The 18,781-nt window shown below is 61.8% G+C and carries 17 protein-coding genes; 8 read left to right on the top strand and 9 right to left on the bottom strand.

What is annotated here, in order from left to right; translation table 11 throughout:
* Positions 1 to 198 precede the first annotated feature (198 nt).
* The gene (locus tag AAEZ10_RS09875) at positions 199 to 948 is read left to right on the top strand and encodes a response regulator (RefSeq protein WP_151551046.1); all 750 of its coding nucleotides are present in this window, start codon (positions 199 to 201) and stop codon (positions 946 to 948) included.
* Positions 948 to 1,997, top strand: a complete 1,050-nt coding sequence (locus AAEZ10_RS09870) for an ATP-binding protein (RefSeq protein ID WP_350569009.1) — start codon at positions 948 to 950, stop codon at positions 1,995 to 1,997. Before AAEZ10_RS09875 ends, AAEZ10_RS09870 begins: the two co-directional genes overlap by 1 nt.
* Before the next feature lie 801 nt (positions 1,998 to 2,798).
* On the opposite strand, the gene AAEZ10_RS09865 is transcribed toward AAEZ10_RS09870, so the two are convergent.
* From AAEZ10_RS09865 to AAEZ10_RS09825, 9 genes are all read right to left on the bottom strand, one after another.
* Positions 2,799 to 3,839 carry an AI-2E family transporter gene (locus AAEZ10_RS09865; RefSeq protein ID WP_110646673.1) on the bottom strand — a complete coding sequence of 347 codons (1,041 nt, stop codon included), beginning with the start codon at positions 3,837 to 3,839 and terminating at the stop codon, positions 2,799 to 2,801.
* 69 nt (positions 3,840 to 3,908) lie between these two features.
* Positions 3,909 to 4,715 carry a DUF4892 domain-containing protein gene (locus AAEZ10_RS09860; RefSeq protein ID WP_350569217.1) on the bottom strand — a complete coding sequence of 269 codons (807 nt, stop codon included), beginning with the start codon at positions 4,713 to 4,715 and terminating at the stop codon, positions 3,909 to 3,911.
* Positions 4,716 to 4,830: 115 nt separating this feature from the next.
* Entirely contained in the window at positions 4,831 to 5,685 is an 855-nt protein-coding gene (locus AAEZ10_RS09855) for an alpha/beta hydrolase (RefSeq protein ID WP_350569006.1), read from the bottom strand.
* Positions 5,682 to 6,488, bottom strand: a complete 807-nt coding sequence (locus AAEZ10_RS09850; protein WP_110646675.1) for an alpha/beta fold hydrolase — start codon at positions 6,486 to 6,488, stop codon at positions 5,682 to 5,684. The genes AAEZ10_RS09855 and AAEZ10_RS09850 overlap by 4 nt, the downstream gene beginning before the upstream one ends.
* A 313-nt stretch (positions 6,489 to 6,801) precedes the next feature.
* Positions 6,802 to 7,245, bottom strand: coding sequence for a hotdog fold thioesterase (locus AAEZ10_RS09845; RefSeq protein WP_350569004.1), 444 nt, complete (start codon positions 7,243 to 7,245; stop codon positions 6,802 to 6,804).
* Positions 7,246 to 7,276: 31 nt separating this feature from the next.
* Positions 7,277 to 8,932 (bottom strand): AMP-binding protein, encoded by a 1,656-nt coding sequence (locus AAEZ10_RS09840; RefSeq protein ID WP_350569001.1) that lies wholly within the window; start codon positions 8,930 to 8,932, stop codon positions 7,277 to 7,279.
* A 204-nt stretch (positions 8,933 to 9,136) separates the two neighbouring features.
* Entirely contained in the window at positions 9,137 to 9,589 is a 453-nt protein-coding gene (sixA, locus tag AAEZ10_RS09835; RefSeq protein ID WP_350568999.1) for a phosphohistidine phosphatase SixA, read from the bottom strand.
* A complete protein-coding gene (locus AAEZ10_RS09830) occupies positions 9,586 to 9,933 on the bottom strand; it encodes a DUF4389 domain-containing protein (RefSeq protein ID WP_350568997.1) in 348 nt (115 codons plus the stop codon). The genes sixA and AAEZ10_RS09830 overlap by 4 nt, the downstream gene beginning before the upstream one ends.
* Before the next feature lie 30 nt (positions 9,934 to 9,963).
* Entirely contained in the window at positions 9,964 to 10,989 is a 1,026-nt protein-coding gene (locus AAEZ10_RS09825) for an NAD(P)H-dependent glycerol-3-phosphate dehydrogenase (RefSeq protein WP_024013958.1), read from the bottom strand.
* 197 nt (positions 10,990 to 11,186) lie between these two features.
* Between AAEZ10_RS09825 and AAEZ10_RS09820 the strand changes: the two genes are divergently transcribed.
* The 6 genes from AAEZ10_RS09820 (at position 11,187) to AAEZ10_RS09795 (ending at position 18,746) form a co-directional block, all read left to right on the top strand.
* Positions 11,187 to 13,310, top strand: a complete 2,124-nt coding sequence (locus tag AAEZ10_RS09820) for a TonB-dependent receptor plug domain-containing protein (RefSeq protein ID WP_350568995.1) — start codon at positions 11,187 to 11,189, stop codon at positions 13,308 to 13,310.
* A 1-nt stretch (position 13,311) separates the two neighbouring features.
* Positions 13,312 to 14,244 (top strand): ABC transporter substrate-binding protein, encoded by a 933-nt coding sequence (locus AAEZ10_RS09815; protein ID WP_350568993.1) that lies wholly within the window; start codon positions 13,312 to 13,314, stop codon positions 14,242 to 14,244.
* Positions 14,241 to 16,145 (top strand): ATP-binding protein, encoded by a 1,905-nt coding sequence (locus tag AAEZ10_RS09810; RefSeq protein ID WP_350568991.1) that lies wholly within the window; start codon positions 14,241 to 14,243, stop codon positions 16,143 to 16,145. Before AAEZ10_RS09815 ends, AAEZ10_RS09810 begins: the two co-directional genes overlap by 4 nt.
* Positions 16,146 to 16,392: 247 nt before the next feature.
* Complete coding sequence (gene fabA / locus AAEZ10_RS09805; protein WP_024013962.1) at positions 16,393 to 16,908, top strand: 3-hydroxyacyl-[acyl-carrier-protein] dehydratase FabA; 516 nt, start codon at positions 16,393 to 16,395, stop codon at positions 16,906 to 16,908.
* Between the two features lie 11 nt (positions 16,909 to 16,919).
* Entirely contained in the window at positions 16,920 to 18,140 is a 1,221-nt protein-coding gene (fabB, locus tag AAEZ10_RS09800; protein WP_016773647.1) for a beta-ketoacyl-ACP synthase I, read from the top strand.
* Positions 18,141 to 18,557: 417 nt separating this feature from the next.
* Complete coding sequence (locus tag AAEZ10_RS09795; protein WP_016773646.1) at positions 18,558 to 18,746, top strand: hypothetical protein; 189 nt, start codon at positions 18,558 to 18,560, stop codon at positions 18,744 to 18,746.
* The last annotated feature ends 35 nt before the right edge of the window (positions 18,747 to 18,781 follow it).

The following is an 18,781-nucleotide window of genomic DNA, read 5'->3' as shown; positions in this document are numbered from 1 at the left end:
CCGATGATCGGTAAATCGTCGCGCTGGCGGTTATCAGCTTAGCCCGCACGGCTATTGTGTCGACTCCGATACACAGCCGACACGCCGGCAACATGCATTCGGGTTAGCCTCGCCCGGCGCAACACGTCCTTACAACAGCACTTCCCGCCTCCGGGCCGGACGCCTATGCTGAAACCACCCCTGGCAGTGAACAGCCCCATGCACAACACCCCGACAACCGTGACGGATGAAAGCAAAGACGACAAGCGCTGGAGCATCCGCGCGCTGATCGTCGATGATGACGTGCCGATCCGCGAGCTGATGATCGATTACCTCGCCCGTTTCAACATTCACGCCAGCGGCGTCACCGACGGCGCGGCGATGCGCCAGGCGCTGCAGGGCGAACATTTCGACGTCATCGTCCTCGACCTGATGCTGCCCGGCGAAGACGGCCTGTCGCTGTGCCGCTGGCTGCGCGCCGAATCGGACATCCCGATCCTGATGCTCACCGCCCGTTGCGAACCCACCGACCGCATTATCGGCCTGGAACTGGGCGCCGACGATTACATGGCCAAACCGTTCGAACCACGCGAACTGGTCGCCCGCATCCAGACCATCCTGCGCCGCGTGCGCGACGACCGCAGCGAACAGCGCACGAACATTCGCTTCGACAACTGGCGCCTCAACAGCGTCCTGCGCCAAGTGGTCGCCGACAATGGCCTGGTAGTGCCGTTGTCCAACGCCGAATTCCGCCTGCTCTGGGTCTTCATCGAACGCCCGCGCCGCGTGCTCAGCCGCGAACAACTGCTCGACGCCGCTCGCGGTCGCTCGATCGAGGCTTTCGACCGCAGCATCGACCTGCTGGTCTCGCGCCTGCGGCAAAAACTCGGCGACGACCCGAAAGCCCCGCAACTGATCAAGACCGTGCGCGGCGAGGGTTACCTGTTCGACGCGCGGGACATCGGTTGATGAAGGCGCGCTTCGACACCCTGTTCGGTCGCCTGTTCGGGGTGCTGTTCGTGGCGATTGTCCTGGCGCACCTGCTGGCCTTCGCCTGGTTCAGACTCTACGGCCCTCCTCCGCCCCCACCACCGCCCGAGTTCTCAGCGAACATCGACGGCCAACCGCCGCTGCACAACACCGCTTACCCACCGAGGCAAACACGCCCCTGGTTCGGTGGCCCGGTGGTGCCGCTGACCTTTCAGTTCATCACCCTGATGATTGCCGCCTGGTACGGCGCCAAGCTGCTCAGCCGGCCGATCCAGCGCCTGAGCGACGCCGCCGAGCGCCTGAGCGAAGACCTCGACAGCGACCCCCTCGACGAATCCGGCCCGCGCGAGGCCCGGCAAGCGGCGCACACCTTCAACCTCATGCAACGACGCATCCGCGAACAGGTCCAGCAACGCGCGCGCATGCTCGGCGCCGTCTCCCACGACCTGCGCACGCCACTGTCACGGCTGAAACTGCGTCTGGAAAACATCAGCGACGACAAGCTGCAAAGCCAGATGCGCCAGGACCTGGACGACATGATCGGCATGCTCGACGCCACCCTCACCTATCTGCACGAACAACGCACCAGCGAAGCCTTGCAGTTGCTGGACGTGCAGGCGCTGGTCGAATCGCTGTGCGAAAACGCCCAGGACCAGGGCGCCGATGTACAGGTCAGCGGCCACTGCGCGCCTTTGCCAGTACAACCGATGGCGCTGCGCTCGTGCATCAACAACCTGCTGGACAACGCCCAGCGTTACGCCGGACAGGCGCGGATTGAACTGTTGGAACAGCGTGAGGAATTGCTGATTCGGGTGATTGATCACGGACCGGGTATTGCTGAAGACCAGCGGGAAGCGGTGTTCGAGCCGTTTTACCGACTGGAAGGCTCGCGCAACCGCAATTCCGGCGGCGTAGGGCTGGGCATGACCATCGCCCGCGAAGCCGCGCAGCGGTTGGGTGGGCGGTTGGATCTGGAAGAAACACCGGGTGGTGGGCTGACCGCCGTTGTCCGGTTGCCACGGGGCTGAGGCTCAGCCGACTTGAAGCGGGAGCGAGGCTGCTCGCGAAAGCGTCTGATGATTCAATACATCTGTTGAATGTACCGGCCTCTTCGCGAGCAGGCTCGCTCCCACAATGAAACTGAGTGTATTCGGTAGATATTGGTTGGCTTTCAGGGCGCTATCGCGAGCAGGCTCACTCCTACAGTTTGATTGAGCGCGTCCAGCAAGAAATGGGTTGGCTGCCAGGCCGCCTTCGCGAGCAGGCTCGCTCCCACAATGAAACTGAGTGTATTCGGCAGATATTGGTTGGATGTGGGGGCGCTATCGCTGGCAAGCCAGCTCCCACAGGCATCGAGTGGTTTCAGAGAGAGATGGGTTGGCTGCCAGGCCGCCTTCGCGAGCAGGCTCGCTCCCACAAAATCAAAAGCCAAAGCAAAGCAGCGCAGCTGCCCGCGGCGAAGCCGCCCCACTCAACAATGAGCGCAAGCTCGAGTGCTTTTGATCTTGATCCACCGGCGACGTCGGAAGGCTGAGTGGAGGGATTGATCCGGGCGTGGGAGCGCAGCGACCGTCTGGCGCAGCCAGACACAGCGGAAGGAGGTGCAGCGAAGCAAACCGTAGCCGCTGCGCCCGGATCAGTCCCGGAGCGAAGGGACCCGAGCCTGCGAGGGCCGAACGTAGGAGCAAGCCTTTTGGGTTACCTTTTTGGCGTTTGAAAAAGGTGACCCGCCGTAAGGGCGGAACCGTAATCAGCAACACCCGCAGAAACGGATATTCACCCAAAACCCCAAGAGCATGGTCGGCCCAAAGGCCGCCAAGCCCCCCCCGCTAGACCCGAGCCTGACTCTTACTCCAATCCGTCAAAAGACTATAAGCCACCGCCAACAAAGTAGGCCCAATAAACAACCCGATAAAGCCAAACGCAATCAACCCGCCAAACACCCCGAGCAACACAATCACCAACGGCAGATTGCCGCCACGGCTGATCAGATACGGCTTGAGCACATTGTCCACGCCACTGATGATGAACGTCCCCCAGATCCCGAGAAAGATCGCCATCCCGTACTCACCCTTCCACACCAGCCAAGCCGTGGCCGGCACCCACACCAGCGGTGGCCCCATCGGAATCAGACTCAGCATAAACGTGACGATCCCCAGCACCAGCGCCCCCGGCACCCCGGCAATCAAAAAGCCGATCAACGCCAGCACCGCCTGCGCCGCCGCCGTACCAATCACACCGTTGACCACCCGCTGCACCGTGCCCGCCACCAATTCGATGTAATAACCGGCACGATCGCCAATCAAGCGCTGCAACAGACTGTGCACAAACGCCGCCAGTCGTGGCCCGTCACGGTAGAAAAAGAACACGAACACCAGGCTCAGCGTCAGCTCGAGAATCCCGCCGCCGATCTGCGCACTGCGCGCCAGCAGCCAGTTACCGACCTGGCCCAGATATGGCTTGATCGAGACCATCAACGCCGCGCCCTGCTGATCGATGCTGTCCCACATCGCCACCAGTCGCTCACCAACCAATGGCACGCTGCCAAGCCAGGTCGGCGCTTCAGGCAAACCGTCGACCTGCACATCCTTGATCAATGCCGTGGCATCGCGCACATGATCGGCAAGATTGAAACCCAGCCACACCAGCGGCGCCGCCACCAGCAACATCCAGCCCAGTGTCAGGATCAACGCGGCCAGCGATTCACGACCATTGAGCGCGCGGGTCAGCAAACGCATCAGCGGCCAACTGGCGAACGCCAGCACCGCGCCCCAGAACAGCGCCGACCAGAACGGCGCCATCACCCACAGGCTGGCACCAAACAACACCAGCAGCAGAATCTGCACCAGCAGGCGATCGTTATTGAGCATGGAAAGTCCCGGCAAAGTCAGTCAGCGAAAGAGTAGGCGAACACTGCGTGCGTGCTCGCCCGGCACAGCTTATCGCAACAGGTCGATGCGCAGGCCCGAGCCTTCGAGATTGCCGGTTTCCATCCGGGCCGCCCGCACACCCTGAGTGATCAACGCCTGGCGCCAGGCTTCGGCCTTGGGCCCGGAAACCGTGACCCGCAAGGTCGTGTCGAGATTCAGGCCACGGGAAATCAGGCGCAACCAGGTGGCATCCGGCTCCTCGACCAGTTTCGGGAAATCCAGCTCACCAGTGCTTTTCAACTGGCGCAGCAGGGTCGCCGAGGTCGGCAACAACTCGCCCAACGGCGCAGTCGCCTCGAATTGCTCGACATGCAGATAGGTTTTGCGATTGCCGCGAGTGATGCTGTAGAGCGCCACCAGCGTGTTGTCCTTTGGCGCCGCCAGCCGGAGCAACAGATAAGCCTGCTGCTCGTCAGCGCCATACAGCTTGGCGTTGCCGAACACCTCGTTGGCCCACAGGCTGCTTTCGCCGCAATCGCGGGCCTGGCACCAGAACAGCAACTCGGCGTCCTGCTGTTGCAGGGCTTCGCGGGCGGCGGTGAAGGCTTCGGTGGCGGAATGTTCCGGCGGCAACTCGTAGGTCACCGAGGTGGTCTGGCCGCGGGCGGTGACCTGGCCGTCGAAGCGCAACTGGCCGCTGATCTTGCGGATCGAGCCCAGCGGGTAGATGCGCTCCAGCTCGGCCGCCGGGCGATAGTCGACGATCTGTGCGTCGGCCAGACGCGGCACGATTTGCAGATCCTGGCTGCCCGGCACATCGGCAGCGAAGGACAAGGAGCTGAAGCAGCACAGCGCGAAAAGACTGAGTGGCCGCATAGTCAGGCTCACCGGACGTTCATGGCTGGGCGGGTCGGGGTCGCAGCGGTATAGAAATCCATCAAGTTTGTCTCCTGTTTCAACCCGCCCAGCCTCGGCAGTTGCCGGTAGCAAGTCAAGGCATGGCGAAGAAGCGATTGAAACAGTCTGCTACAAGACCTGCGCCAGCCTCATCATTCAGGTGCAGATGATGCCCGCCCGGCAACTGTTCGTGGCTGAAGGGTAGACGCTCCAGCAACTCAGGATGCCTGGCCAACATGCCATCCGCCGCGACCACCAGATGAGCCGGGCAACTGACGCGCGAGGCAAACGCCATCGCCTGTTCTTCCGTCAGGCGCAGCGGCGATGGCAGGGTCAGGCGATTGTCGGTGCGCCAGGTGTAACCGCCGGGCACCGGCATCAAACCGCGCTGGGCCAACAGCTCAGCGGCTTCGCGACTGACCGCCACCAGACCTTTCATCCGTGCCTCGATGGCTCGCTCGAGGGTGGTATAGACCGGTTTGCGCTTGTCCCGCAGAGCGAGTTGCGCCTGTAAGGCCATGCCCATGCGCTCGGCAGCGTTTTCGCCCTTGTCTGTCGGAGGAATCACGCCGTCGATCAGCGCCAGATGGCTGATGCGCTCGGGCAGCGAACCGGCCAGCACCATCGAGACAATCGCGCCCATCGAATGCCCGAGCAGGCCGAAACGCTTCCAGCCCAGTTGTTCAGCGACTTGCAACACATCATGGGCGTAGTCCCACAAGGCATAACCGGCGCCGCTTGGCCGATGCCCGGAATGACCGTGGCCGGCCATGTCCAGCGCGAGGATGCGCAGGCCGTCAAGCTTGGGCGCCAGCCGGGCGAAGCTGTTGGCGTTGTCGAGCCAGCCGTGCAACGCGATCACCGGCAAGCCGTCCTCGGGGCCGAACATATGCGCGGCCAATTCGATGTGCGGCAGGTTCAGGCGCACTTCTTCGCAGGTCGGGCTCATGCGCAATCCTTGTTCTGTCGCTGTTCCCAGCGCATGAACAGATTCTTGAGCAGCCGCGCCGTGTCCTGCGGACGCTCCAGCGGGAACATGTGCCCGCCAGGCATGCTCAGCGCCTCGCCCTGTGGCAGACGCGAGACGAAACGTGTGTGATGGCGCATGACCACGCGGCTCTTGTGCCCCCGCACGATGGCCAGCGGCACCTGCAACTGCCGGGTGCGCCCGGGGCTGGTGTGCGGCACGCCGCGATAAATGCTGATTTCGGTAGCCGGGTCAAAACGCAGGCGCAGCTTGTCGTCGACCTGATGCAAACCATGTTGCAGGTAGGCATCGAAGCATTCCGGGTCGAAGCCGCGAAACAGGGTTTTGCCGGAAAAGTAACTGCGTGCACTGTCGAGATCGGCGAATTCCTCACGCCGCCCGAGGGTGCGCCCGGCGGGAGTCAGCCGGTCGATGAAACCAAAGCGCTTGGCCGCGCGAATCACCCACTGATCAGTGCGGGTCAGTACCGGTGAGTCGAGCATCACCACGCCGCGATACAGCTCGGGACAGCGCAACGCCGCGTGCAAGTGCAGCAGACCGCCAAAGGAATGGCCAACGCCCCACACCGGCTGTTCCTGCAGCTCGAGGTGATGGATCAGTTCATCGACCAGGTTGTACCAGTTGTCGTCCGCCGGAAAACGCGGGTCATGGGCGTGCTGCTCCAGATGCACGACCCGATACTCCGGCGCCAGCGCCGCGAACAACTTGCCATAGGTCCCCGAGGGGAAACCGTTGGCGTGGGCGAAAAAGATCGGTTGCGACATGCGGGCAAATCCATGGGCGGGAAACGTGGCGTTGATTGTCCGCAAGAGCCGGCACCGCAGCAATGACTGTAAGTGCCAGGAATGATGACAGTCCGGTCAGGGTGATGTGTACCAGCGAGACCGCTGCCCCCTCACCCCAGCCCTCTCCCCCAAGGGAGCGAGGGGGAAAGGGAGCAGATCGGGGGAGTGTCCGGGACCTGAGCTCGACTCGAATTATCAGGTCGACGAGGATCGCGAAAACCACACGGTAGGCCCCCTCTCCCTCTGGGAGAGGGCTGGGGTGAGGGCTCGACCTGACGGAACCCGATAAATGTCAACGCAGCGGCGGCTGTTCCCCCAGCGGCATCACCGCCATGGTCAGGCGCGATACGCAACTGGCCTTGCCTTCGTCGCTGGTCAAACGGATGTCCCAGACATGCGTGGTGCGGCCGATATGGATCGGCGTGGCCACTGCCGTCACCCGCCCACTGCGCAAACCGCGCAAATGGTTGGCGTTGATCTCCAGGCCGACGCAATAGAATTTACTGGCATCGATGCACAGATAACTGGCCATCGAACCCACGGTTTCCGCCAGCACCACCGATGCGCCGCCATGCAGCAGACCGTAAGGCTGATGGGTGCGATGGTCGATGACCATGCTCGCGGTCAGCGACTGTTCGTCGAAGGCTTCGAAACGAATATCCAGCACTTCGCCGATGGTGTTCTTCTGGATCGCATTCAACTGTTCGATGTCGGGAGTAGTACGCCACAAGCTCATCGCAGACTTCCTTTGTTGTTGTAATCGATGCTCAATCCTGCCACAGCACCGCCTCGCTGCGCGCGCTCCATTCTTCGAAGCGTGCGCCGTAGCGGTCTTCGATGACGTTGCGTTTGATTTTCAGAGTCGGCGTGAGGAAGCCGTTATCCACCGCCCAGTTGTCCTTGACCACCACCAGCCGGCGCAGGCGTTCGTGCTTGTCGAGGGCGGCGTTGACCTCTTCCAGCAGCTTTTCCAGGCTCGCGTGCAGACTGGCACGAGGCTCTTGCTGATTGACGGTGGACAGCACGCACAACCCCAGCGGTGCACTCAGGCCATCGCCGACCACGCACACTTGTTCGATGCGTGAATGCACGGCCAGACGGTTTTCGATCGGCGCCGGTGCGACGTATTTGCCCTTGCTGGTCTTGAAGATTTCCTTGAGTCGCCCGGTCAGACGCAGGCGCCCTTCGCTGTCCTGCTCACCCTTGTCGCCGGTGCGCAGAAAGCCGTCTGCGGTGAGGGTCTCAGCGGTTTTTTGCGGTTCCTTGAAATAGCCGAGCATGTTGGCCTGACTGCGCACCTGCACCTCGCCGGACTCATCGATGCGCACCTCGACTTCCGGGCACGGCTGGCCAATCCAGCCTTGCTTGTATCGCCCCGGCAGGCAGATATGCGAATAACCGCAGCCCTCGGTCATGCCGTACACCTCCAGCACATCGAGGCCAAGTTTCTGATACCAGGCGAGCAAGGTCTGCGGTACCGGCGCAGCGCCGGACAACGCCACGCGCAAGGCATCCAGGCCGAGCCCGGCGAGCACTTTGTGGCCGACGCGCTTGCCGATGAAGGGCAGCCCGAGGAGAAAATCCAGGCGCTGCGCCGGGATCTTGCTGTACACACCCATCTGGAATTTGGTCCAGATACGCGGCACGCCGAACATTGCCGTAGGCCGCGCGCGCTGCAGATCGGTGATGAAAGTCTCGAGGCTTTCGGCGAAGAACACTGTCTGCCCGGTATAGATCGAGGCCAATTCGACAAACATGCGCTCGGCAACGTGGCACAGCGGCAGATACGACAGCAGCCGATCGTTCTCGTTGAGCCCGAACAGCTGCGTGCCGCGACTGGTGGCGAAACCGAGATTGGCGAAACTGTGCATCACGCCTTTAGGCAGGCCCGTGGTGCCGGAGGTGTAGATGATCGTCGCCAATTGTCCGGCGGCGGGGCGTGGATCGTCCTGGATTGGCGAACAGCTCTGCAGGTCCGCCCAGCTGTAATCGAACTCGCCTGGCGGATGCAGCGGCAGGCTGATGGTCGGCAGGCCCGCCGGCACGCCTTGCGCCATGCCTGCCCAGTCATCGAGCTTGCCGATGAACGCCAGCGCACTTTCCGAATGAGTCAGCACTTGCGCCACGGATTCAGCGGTGAGATTGGGGTACAGCGGCACCGACACATGCCCGGCCATCCAGATCGCCAGGTCGGCGATGATCCAGTGCGCGCAATTTTTCGAGATCAGCGCAATGTGGCTGCCGGGCGGCAGCTCCCGCGCGCGCAACCAGTGCGCCGCACAGCGGGCCTGATGGCCGACATCGGCCCACGTCAGCGTCTCGACCTGACCACCGCCGATGGGCTGCACCAGAAAGCGCTGGCGCGGGTGCCGGGCTTCCCGTTCGTAGAACACGTCCAGCGGCAAACGGAAGGCGGCAGACATGCGACTCGCTCCTGTTTTTTTGGTCTGGAGCAAGCGTAGTCAACCAAGCAAGTGCTTGGTTGGAATTTTCAAACAAATAATTTCATGGGTTGGCAGAAATCAATGTGGGAGCGAGCCTGCTCGCGAATGCAGTATGTCAGCCCCAAAAAAGGGTGAATGACACGCCGCCTTCGCGAGCAGGCTTGCTCCCACAGGGATATGGCGTTAAGGGTGCTTGAGGCTGTTGAGCCTCATCGAGCCAATCAGCAGTTCGCTGTGCTCAAGCTCCGCGAGCCCCGCCGTACTGACCCGCTCCGGCGGATGCCCGGCGCCGTGCTGCAGATAGCTGAGCAGATTGCCCACCAACGGGTTGTGGCTGACCAGCAGCACATTGCTCACCGACACCAATTGCTCGGCGACCTTGTCCGGATCGCTTTCCGGCGTCAGCCATTCGACCGTGCGAATCTCCGGCTCGAAACCCAATGCCTCGCGGACAATCTGCGCGGTCTGCTGCGCGCGCAGATAAGGGCTGGCGTAAATCGCCGTCAGCGGCTGGCCCATCAAATGCGCGGCGCTGCGCAGGACTTCTTTGCGACCGTGCTCGGTCAACTCGCGCTCGGAATCGATTTTCGAGCCGTGAGGCACCGCCTCACCATGACGCAATACCCACAGTTTCATAGCTTGGGCTCCTCATCGCGCACCGGGTGCGCGGTCGGGGCGACGGTGTGCGGCGCTTCCCCTTCCGGGGTGCGCGGCGCTGGCCAGTCGGCGAACGGCCAGGGCTTCTGGTCATTGTGGAACGTGCCGAAGCGGCCGATCTGCGCGAGGAACTGGCTGAGGCTGTCGCCGAAATTCATCAGGCTGGCGCTCGGTGCGCCGTAGATCAGGCGGTAGATCAGTTGCACCAAGACCACCGCGCCGAGGATGAACTGCGCGACTTGCCAGACCAGCAGATAAACGATCATCCACAACACCCGCAGGAGGATGGATTCGTACTGGGTTTCGCTTTTCGGATCGTTCATGGCTTGCTTCCTGTCCGTGTAACAGCTGAATCAGTTGAAACCGCTGGTGGAAATAAAGTCGACGTCGGTTTTCGGCTCGGCACGCATCAGTAGACCGATCACCTGCTCCAGCGTGCGTCCTTCGAACAGGATCGCATGCAGCCCGGCGACCAGCGGCATGTACACGCCGACTTCCTGGGACTTGGCCTTGAGCACTTTGAGGGTGTTGACCCCTTCGGCGACCTCGCCGAGACGCGACACCGCTTCGTCAAGGCTCAAGCCCTGACCGAGGGCGAAGCCGACCTGGTAGTTGCGGCTTTTGGGCGATGAACAGGTGACGATCAGATCGCCAACCCCGGCCAGACCAAGGAAGGTCATCGGGTTGGCGCCCTGATTCACGGCGAAGCGGGTCATCTCGGCCAAGGCGCGAGTGATCAGCATGCTCTTGGTGTTCTCGCCCATTTCCAATGCCACCGCCATGCCGGCGATGATCGCGTAAACGTTTTTCAACGCCCCGCCCAGCTCGACACCGAAACGGTCGGCGCTGGCGTAGACGCGGAAGGTGCGCCCGTGCAGGGCGGCTTGCACCGCTTTGCACAGTTCTTCGTCTTCACTGGCGACCACCGTGGCGGTCAGTGCGTGCTCAGCGATTTCCCGCGCCAGGTTCGGCCCGGACAACACGCCGATGCGCGCCTGCGGGGCGATCTCTTCGAGAATCTGGCTCATCAGCTTGAAGGTCTGCGCTTCGATGCCTTTGGTCAGGCTGACCAGCATCTTGCCGCTCAAGCGCTCGGCGTGGGCGGCGAGTACCGTGCGCAACGCGCTGGATGGCAGCGCGACAAAGCACAGATCGCAGGCATCGAGAGTGGCTTGCAGGTCGGTGACAGCAGTCACGCCCGGGAGAATCTTGATGCCTTTGAGGTAACGCGGGTTTTCGCGATTGACCCGGATGGCCTCGGCCTGCTCGGGGTCACGCATCCACTGAAGGACTTGATGGCCGTTCTCGGCCAGCAGATTGGCCACGGCGGTACCAAAACTTCCGCCTCCCAGGACCGCAATCGGGCGCTGTTCAGTCATATGCAATCCGTTAATCCATACCAGTGGCGATGCCGGGCATTATACGGGGCGACCCGATGGCGGCCAGCCCCAGCAACAATTACCGACATTTGTAGGAAGAAGACCAATAAAACCTAGGAAAATGCCTGCAACGTCACTGGAAAAGTCGCCGCCCTCGGTTAACATGCGCGCCAATTCTTCTCTCTGCAGGCTGTGTCGTGTTTTCTGGCCCTCCTCCCCCGCGCTCGCCGCTGCTCCTGGCGCTGCTGTTCAGCCCGCTAGTGCTGGCGGACGATCTGTTCGTCGACAGCCAGACGCTGCCGCAGGTACTCACGGCCACGCGGCTGAAGCAGACGCCGGCGGAAGTGCCCGGGAGCATGACCGTTCTCGACAGCGAATTGATCAGCGCCAGCGGTGCCCGCGACATCAGCGAGCTACTGCGACTGGTGCCGGGGATGATGGTTGGCAGCATCAACGGCAATCAGCCGGCGGTGAATTACCACGGCACCAACGCCAGCGAAGCACGGCGCATGCAGGTGTTGATCGATGGCCGCTCGGTGTATCGCGCCGGCCTGGCGACGGTGGACTGGAGCGATATCCCGGTAGCGATGGAAGACATCGACCGGATCGAGGTATTTCGCGGCCCGAACACCGTCAGCTACGGCGCCAACGCGCTGATGGCGGTGATCAACATCATCACCCGCCACCCGGCCGACAGCCATGGCACGCGCCTGAAAATCACCCGTGGCCAGCGTGGCATCAACGACTTTTATGCCAGTCAAGGCACCGGTTGGGCTGGCGGTGATCTGCGCCTGTCGCTGTCCGGCCAGGAAGACGACGGTTTCGACAGCGACCGCAACGGCGCGGATTATCGCGACAGTCGACGCTTGAATCGTCTGAGCCTGGCGGTCAGCCACGACCTCAATGAAGGGCAAAGCCTCGACTGGCAGCTCAACGCCAAGGACGGCAGCAATCAGCGACCTTATACCTACCGCCCGGTGTTCTCGGGGATTACCGACGCCGGGAACAATTCCGACGTGGTGGCCAAGGATTACGCCGGTTCGGTGCGCTGGAACCTCGATATCAATCCCGAACACAGCCTGTATGTGCAAGGTTCGGCGCAGCACTGGGATCGCCAGCAAGTCTGGCGCGCCTGCGATGCCGAGGTGTCGTTCAGCCCCGAGCTGGCGCAGCTGTGGCAGCTCAACCCGAATTACACCGAACGGCTGGCGCGCAACATCAACCAGTTCACCGGCCCCGGCGCGGCACCCGGCACGCCGCAGGAAATGGCGCTGGCCAATCAAGTGCTCGAGCAATGGCGCAACGGCGCCAGCCAGACCTTGTGCGGCGATATCGACCAGAGCGCCCGCGAATCGCGCTACGACCTCGAGCTGCAGGACACCCTCAGCCTGTCCGACAGCCTGCGCCTGGTCAGCGGCCTGAATTACCGCTACGACCGCGCCGATTCCGAAACCTACTTCAACGGCACCCTCGACGACACCACCTGGCGCGCCTTCGGCCAACTGGAATGGCGCGCTACCGAGCACTGGCTGGTGCAGGGCGGAGCGATGTTCGAAGACACGCAACTGATCGGCAGTTCACTGACCCCGCGCTTCGCGGTCAACTACCTGATCAACCCGCGTCATGGCCTGCGCGCGGTGTACTCGGAGGCGATCCGTTCGCCGGACATGTTCGAGAACAACGTCAATTGGAGCTATCAGGTCAGCAACCTGCGACCCTCGGCTTACGGCCAGTCGTCGGCGCGCTATTTCGTCAAGACCCGTGGCCCCGGTGATCTCGATCAGGAACACATGCGCTCGCGGGAATTGGGCTACAACGGCTACTTCGCCGAGCTCGGACTGGCGGTCGACGTGAAGCTGTTCTACGACGAAATCACCGGGATGATCAGCGAGCCGCTGCGCAACAATCAGTACATCGCCAGCAATGCCAACAGCTCGCGCTTTCGTGGCAGCGAAACGCAACTCGACTGGCGCCTCAGCAGCGCCGACCGCTTGCGTTTGACCTACGCCTTCATCGACGCCGAGGCGAGCAATCCGCTGGATCAGCAGTTGACCTCGCGCAACAGCGGTTCCGCCGGTTGGCTGCGCAACTGGGGGCATGGCTGGAACAGCGCCCTCTTCTATTACGGTGACAACGCGCTCAACGGCTATCGCTTCGAGCGCGTCGACACGCGCATCGCCAAACGCATCGCCATTGGCAAAGCTCAGCTGCAATTGGCCGGCGTGCTGCAACAGCGCCTCGACCATCAGCCGAACACTTTCGTCGACAATAATTACGATGAACGCCGGGTGATGTATTTCAGTGCCGAGCTGGAGTTCTAGGATGTGCACCGGCCCGTCACGGAAGACGCCCACCCTGGGCCACTGGCTGGCCGGGCTCTGCCTGTTCATGACTGCGTGGCTGCACGGCGTCGCGGTGCAAGCGGCGGATATTCTGTTGACCGGCGCCGAGGAAAGCCCCGGCGTGCAGGCCTTCGTGCAAGCGCTGAGTGAACTGCGCCCGACCGACAATGTGCGGTTCCAGCCGCTGGCCAGCCTGCCGGCTCCGGGCAAACTGCCGGCCAGTCTGCGCTTGATCCTCCTAGACCTGCCCAGCCTCGACTGGCGTCTGCAAGACTCACAAGGCCCGTCGACGCTGGTGTTGCGCATCAGCCGCTTGCAGGCGCGCCAGCGTTTTGCCGATGCCCAACCGGCGCGCCTGAGTCTGCTCTGGAGCGACCCGCCGCTGAGCCGGCAACTGCAACTGATCCGCCGGATCTTGCCGCAGGCGCGGCGGGTCGGTGTGCTGTTCGATGAACACGGCGAATTCCTCATTGGCGAATTGCGCGCGGCTGCGCGGCCGCTGAATCTGGAGATTGTCAGCCAGCGCTGGGACAACATTCATGACAGCCGTCCGCTGCAAGCGGTGCTGAAAGGCAGCGACGTTTTGCTCGGCCTCGACGACCCCGATCTGTACAACTCGCAAACGGCGAAAAACCTCCTGCTCAGCAGCTACTCGCGACAGGTTGCGCTGATCGGCCCCAACATTGCATTCGTTCGCGCGGGCAGCCTCGCCAGTACCTACAGCGACCAGAGCGACTGGCTGGCCGTCCTCGACCATTTGCTCGATCAGCCCACCAGCGCATGGCCGCGAACGCTTTACCCCGCTCGTTTCAAAGTCTCAAGTAATGCGCAGGTGGCTCGTTCCTTAGGCATCGAACCGCTGAATGAAGCATCTGTCGCCAGTGCCTTGGCCGAAGGAGAGCGCCGCCCATGAGTTTTCGTCGCCGTTGGGACATCAACACCCGCACGCAGCTGATCAGCCTCGGGCCGGCGCTGCTGCTGACGTTGCTGTTGATCAGCTTCTTTACCTTCGTGCGCATCCAGGATTTGCGCCAGGAGCTGAACCACACCGGCCAGTTGATCGCCAACCAACTCGCCCCGGCCACGGAATACGGGGTGATCTCCGGCAACAACGAAGTGCTGGAAAGCCTGCTCAAGGCGACACTGGCCACGCCCAACGTGCGCTTTCTCGAAGTGCAGGACAGCGCCAACCGGATTCTGGTGTATGTCGAACAACCGGCCGATAGCCACAGCCGCCCGCATCAGGTCGAAGTGTTCCAGGCGCCGGTGCGTTTGCAGCGGATCGCCTTGCACAACGATTTTTTCCAGGACGGCAAGGTCAGCAACAGCGCCGCCGGCGAGGATTATCTGGGGCGAGTGATCGTCGGTTTGTCCAACGATGCTTTCAGTCAGCGCCAGCAGGAGATCCTGTTCAAGGCCGGGATTCTCGCGCTGTTCGCCCTGCTCTTCACCTTCGTCGTCGCCCGTCGTCTGGCCGGCAGTCTGTCGCAGCCGATCCGTGACATTGGCGATGCGGTCAAGGCGATTCAGGAAGGCGATTACAAAACCCCGCTGCCGATTGTCGATGACACTGAACTGGGTGCGCTGTCGCAGCACATCAATAACCTCGCCCAGGCGCTGGAACAGGCCAGCCGCGAACAGCAGCAGGCGATGGCGCAACTGATCCAGACCCGCGAAGAGGCGGAAAAGGCCAACAACGCCAAATCGGATTTTCTGGCGATGATGAGCCATGAACTGCGCACGCCCATGAACGGCGTGCTGGGCATGTTGCAGTTGCTTGAAACCACCGAGATGACCGAGGAGCAGGTCGAATACGCCGCACTCGCTTCGGAGTCGACCGAGCACTTGCTCAAGGTCATCAATGACATTCTCGACTTCTCGCGGATCGAACGTTCGGAGCTGGAGCTTGAGCACATTCCGTTCAACCTCGCCGAGCTGATCGGCGCCTGCGCGCAGTCGTTCCAGCACAGCGCAGTGCAGCGAGGCCTGGTGCTGAATCTGCGAATTCCCGACGATATGCGCGGTTTGCAGGTGCAGGGCGATCCGACACGGATCCGGCAGATTCTGGTCAATCTGGTCGGCAATGCCTTGAAGTTCACCGAGCAGGGCCGGGTCAGCATCGAGGCGCAATGGCAATCGCTGGATCACGAACTGCTGTGGTTCACCTGCTCGGTGCGCGACAGCGGCATCGGCATTTCATCGCAGAGCCTGGAGCTGATGTTCAATGCCTTCCAGCAGGCCGACAGTTCGATCTCCCGTCGTTACGGTGGCACCGGGCTTGGTCTGCCGATCGCACGGACGCTGGCCGAACGCATGGGCGGTAAGTTGCGCGCGCAGAGTGAGGAAGGACGCGGTTCGGTATTCACTCTGGAAATTCCATTGGCGCTGTATAAGCAGGCAATGCCAGCGCTGGCCGCGCCGCGCACCCTGAACGGCAGTGGTCAGGGCGAAGGACGCCATGTGTTGCTGGTCGAAGACAACCCGGTCAACCAGACCGTGATCGAAGCGATGCTGCGCAGCCTCGGCTTTGCCGTCAGCGTGGCGACCGATGGCGCGCAAGCGGTGCGCAGTGCCGAGGGTGGCGAATTCGAAGTGATTCTGATGGATTGCCGGCTGCCGATCATCGACGGCTACGAGGCCACGCGACAGATCCGCGACCTGCCCGGACGCCGCGATGTGCCGATCATCGCGCTGACCGCCAACGCCTTGCAGGGCGATCGCGAAACCTGTCTGGCAGCGGGGATGAACGATTACCTGGCCAAGCCGTTCAAACGCAATGACCTGCAGCAGATTTTGCAGCGCTGGGTGTCGTAGTGTGGGCCTTTCGACCATCTGCGACTGGCGTGAAAAGCGAAAGTGCGGCAGTCTTAGGCACCCGAACGAGCCCCAAAAGGGGCTTGATTAAAAATTTCAGTGCACAAGTGTACATTCATGTCCTTGGTGCTGTGACTTTCACCACAACGCAATAGTCTATGAGTAGGCTGCCGGTTCGAGGCATGAACGCCTTGAACGGTCGGGAAGATCTGCCCCACCTGCCGCATGGGATTATTGAGGAGCTCGCATGACCAAACAAAACGCCTTTACTCGGGAAGACCTGCTGCGCTGCAGTCGCGGTGAGCTGTTCGGCCCAGGTAACGCGCAACTGCCCGCCCCGAACATGCTGATGGTGGATCGCATCACCCATATCAGCGAAGAAGGCGGCAAGTACGGCAAAGGTGAATTGGTCGCCGAGCTGGATATCAACCCTGACCTGTGGTTCTTCGCCTGCCATTTCGAAGGCGATCCGGTGATGCCGGGCTGCCTGGGTCTGGATGCCATGTGGCAACTGGTCGGCTTCTTCCTGGGCTGGCAAGGCCTGCCGGGCCGCGGCCGTGCGCTGGGTTCGGGCGAAGTGAAATTCTTCGGTCAGGTGCTGCCGACCGCCAAGAAAGTCACTTACAACATTCATATCAAACGCGTCCTCAAGGGCAAGCTGAACATGGCCATCGCCGATGGTTCGGTCAGTGTCGACGGACGCGAAATCTACACCGCCGAAGGCCTGCGCGTCGGCGTGTTCACCTCCACTGACAACTTCTAAGGGTTATTCGCATGCGCCGCGTCGTTATCACTGGTCTGGGCATCGTTTCGTGCCTGGGCAATGACAAAGAGACCGTCTCCGCTAACCTGCGTGCAAGCCGCCCTGGCATCCGGTTCAACCCGGAATATGCTGAAATGGGTCTGCGTAGCCAGGTTTCCGGCTCCATCGACCTCAACCTTGAAGAGCTGATCGATCGCAAGATCTATCGCTTCGTCGGTCATGCAGCGGCTTACGCCTACCTGGCCATGAAAGACGCCATCACTGACTCCGGCCTGACCGAAGAGCAAGTGTCCAACCCGCGTACCGGCCTGATCGCCGGTTCCGGCGGTGCTTCCACGCTGAACCAGATGGAAGCGCTGGACATCCTCCGTGAGAAAGGCGTGAAGCGCGTCGGCCCGTACCGCGTCACGCGGACCATGAGCAGCACCGTTTCCGCTTGCCTGGCCACGCCGTTCAAGATCAAGGGCCTGAACTACTCCATCGCTTCTGCCTGCGCCACCAGTGCTCACTGCATCGGTACTGCCATGGAACAGATCCAGATGGGCAAGCAGGACATCGTCTTCGCCGGTGGCGGTGAAGAAGAGCACTGGAGCCAGTCGTTCCTGTTCGACGCGATGGGCGCCCTGTCCAGCAAGCGCAACGACACCCCGGAACAAGCTTCCCGCGCCTACGACAAGGACCGCGACGGTTTCGTCATCGCTGGCGGCGGCGGCATGGTTGTCGTCGAAGAGCTGGAACACGCTCTGGCCCGTGGCGCGAAGATCTACGCCGAGATCGTTGGCTACGGCGCAACGTCCGATGGCTACGACATGGTTGCTCCGAGCGGCGAAGGCGCGATCCGCTGCATGCAGCAGGCGCTGTCCACCGTCGACACCCCGATCGACTACCTGAACACCCACGGCACTTCGACTCCGGTCGGCGACGTTGCGGAAATGAAAGGTGTGCGTGAAGTATTCGGCGACAAGGCTCCAGCGATCAGCTCGACCAAGAGCCTGTCCGGTCACTCCCTGGGCGCCGCCGGCGTACACGAAGCGATCTACTGCATGCTGATGATGGAAGGCAACTTCATTGCCGGCTCCGCCAACATCGACGAGCTCGACCCGGAAGTGGCCGATCTGCCGGTGCTGACCAAGACCCGCGAGAACGCCACCATCAACACCGTGATGAGCAACAGCTTCGGCTTCGGCGGCACCAACGCCACGCTGGTACTGAAGCGCTGGGAAGGCAAGTAATTCCCCGCTGCTGAGCCGCACATGAAAACGCCCCGACTGGTTCGGGGCGTTTTTTTTTCGTCTGCAGAAATCAGCCGGGAAACTTCCGGTCAGTGTTGTTGATCGTTCCCACGCTCTGCGTGGGAATGCAGCCCGTGACGCTCCGCGTCACTGAACGCGGAGCGTCCCCAGAGGCATTCCCACGCGGAGCGTGGGAACGATCAAAGACAGGGATCCAGAGTGTTCTGGAGATGAAACTTCTGTCATGAAACTTACTACCCTGCGACCGAATGTCGCGGTTTACGCGGCCTCCAGCTTTGTTGCGAAATCCGCAACAACACCTTGCGCCAATCGACAGTTTACTTAGCTGACTAACAAATCCTATAACAGAGTCCTGCACACGCCTTGGTGCAGTAACTTGAGATCTGGAGCTAGCAGATGACTGTAAAAGTAACTGAACGCGACGATTCACACATGTCCCACGAAGGCCTGGCCGCCGGCATCCGTATCTGGGATGTGCATCAACAAGACTTGCTGGTCGGCATGTTCCACAACGAGATCGATGCCCACAACTACAAGGCTGAACTGGAAGTGCAGGAACAGCAACGAGAACTGAAGTCCGCCTGAAACAACACAGCATTTGAAAACGACAAACCCCGCCA

This window comes from Pseudomonas sp. H26/SER47-MNA-CIBAN-0231 (assembly GCF_040310465.1).
In the GTDB taxonomy this organism is placed as follows: Bacteria; Pseudomonadota; Gammaproteobacteria; order Pseudomonadales; family Pseudomonadaceae; genus Aquipseudomonas; species Aquipseudomonas atacamensis.
This window is presented reverse-complemented; position numbering and strand designations above follow the sequence as displayed.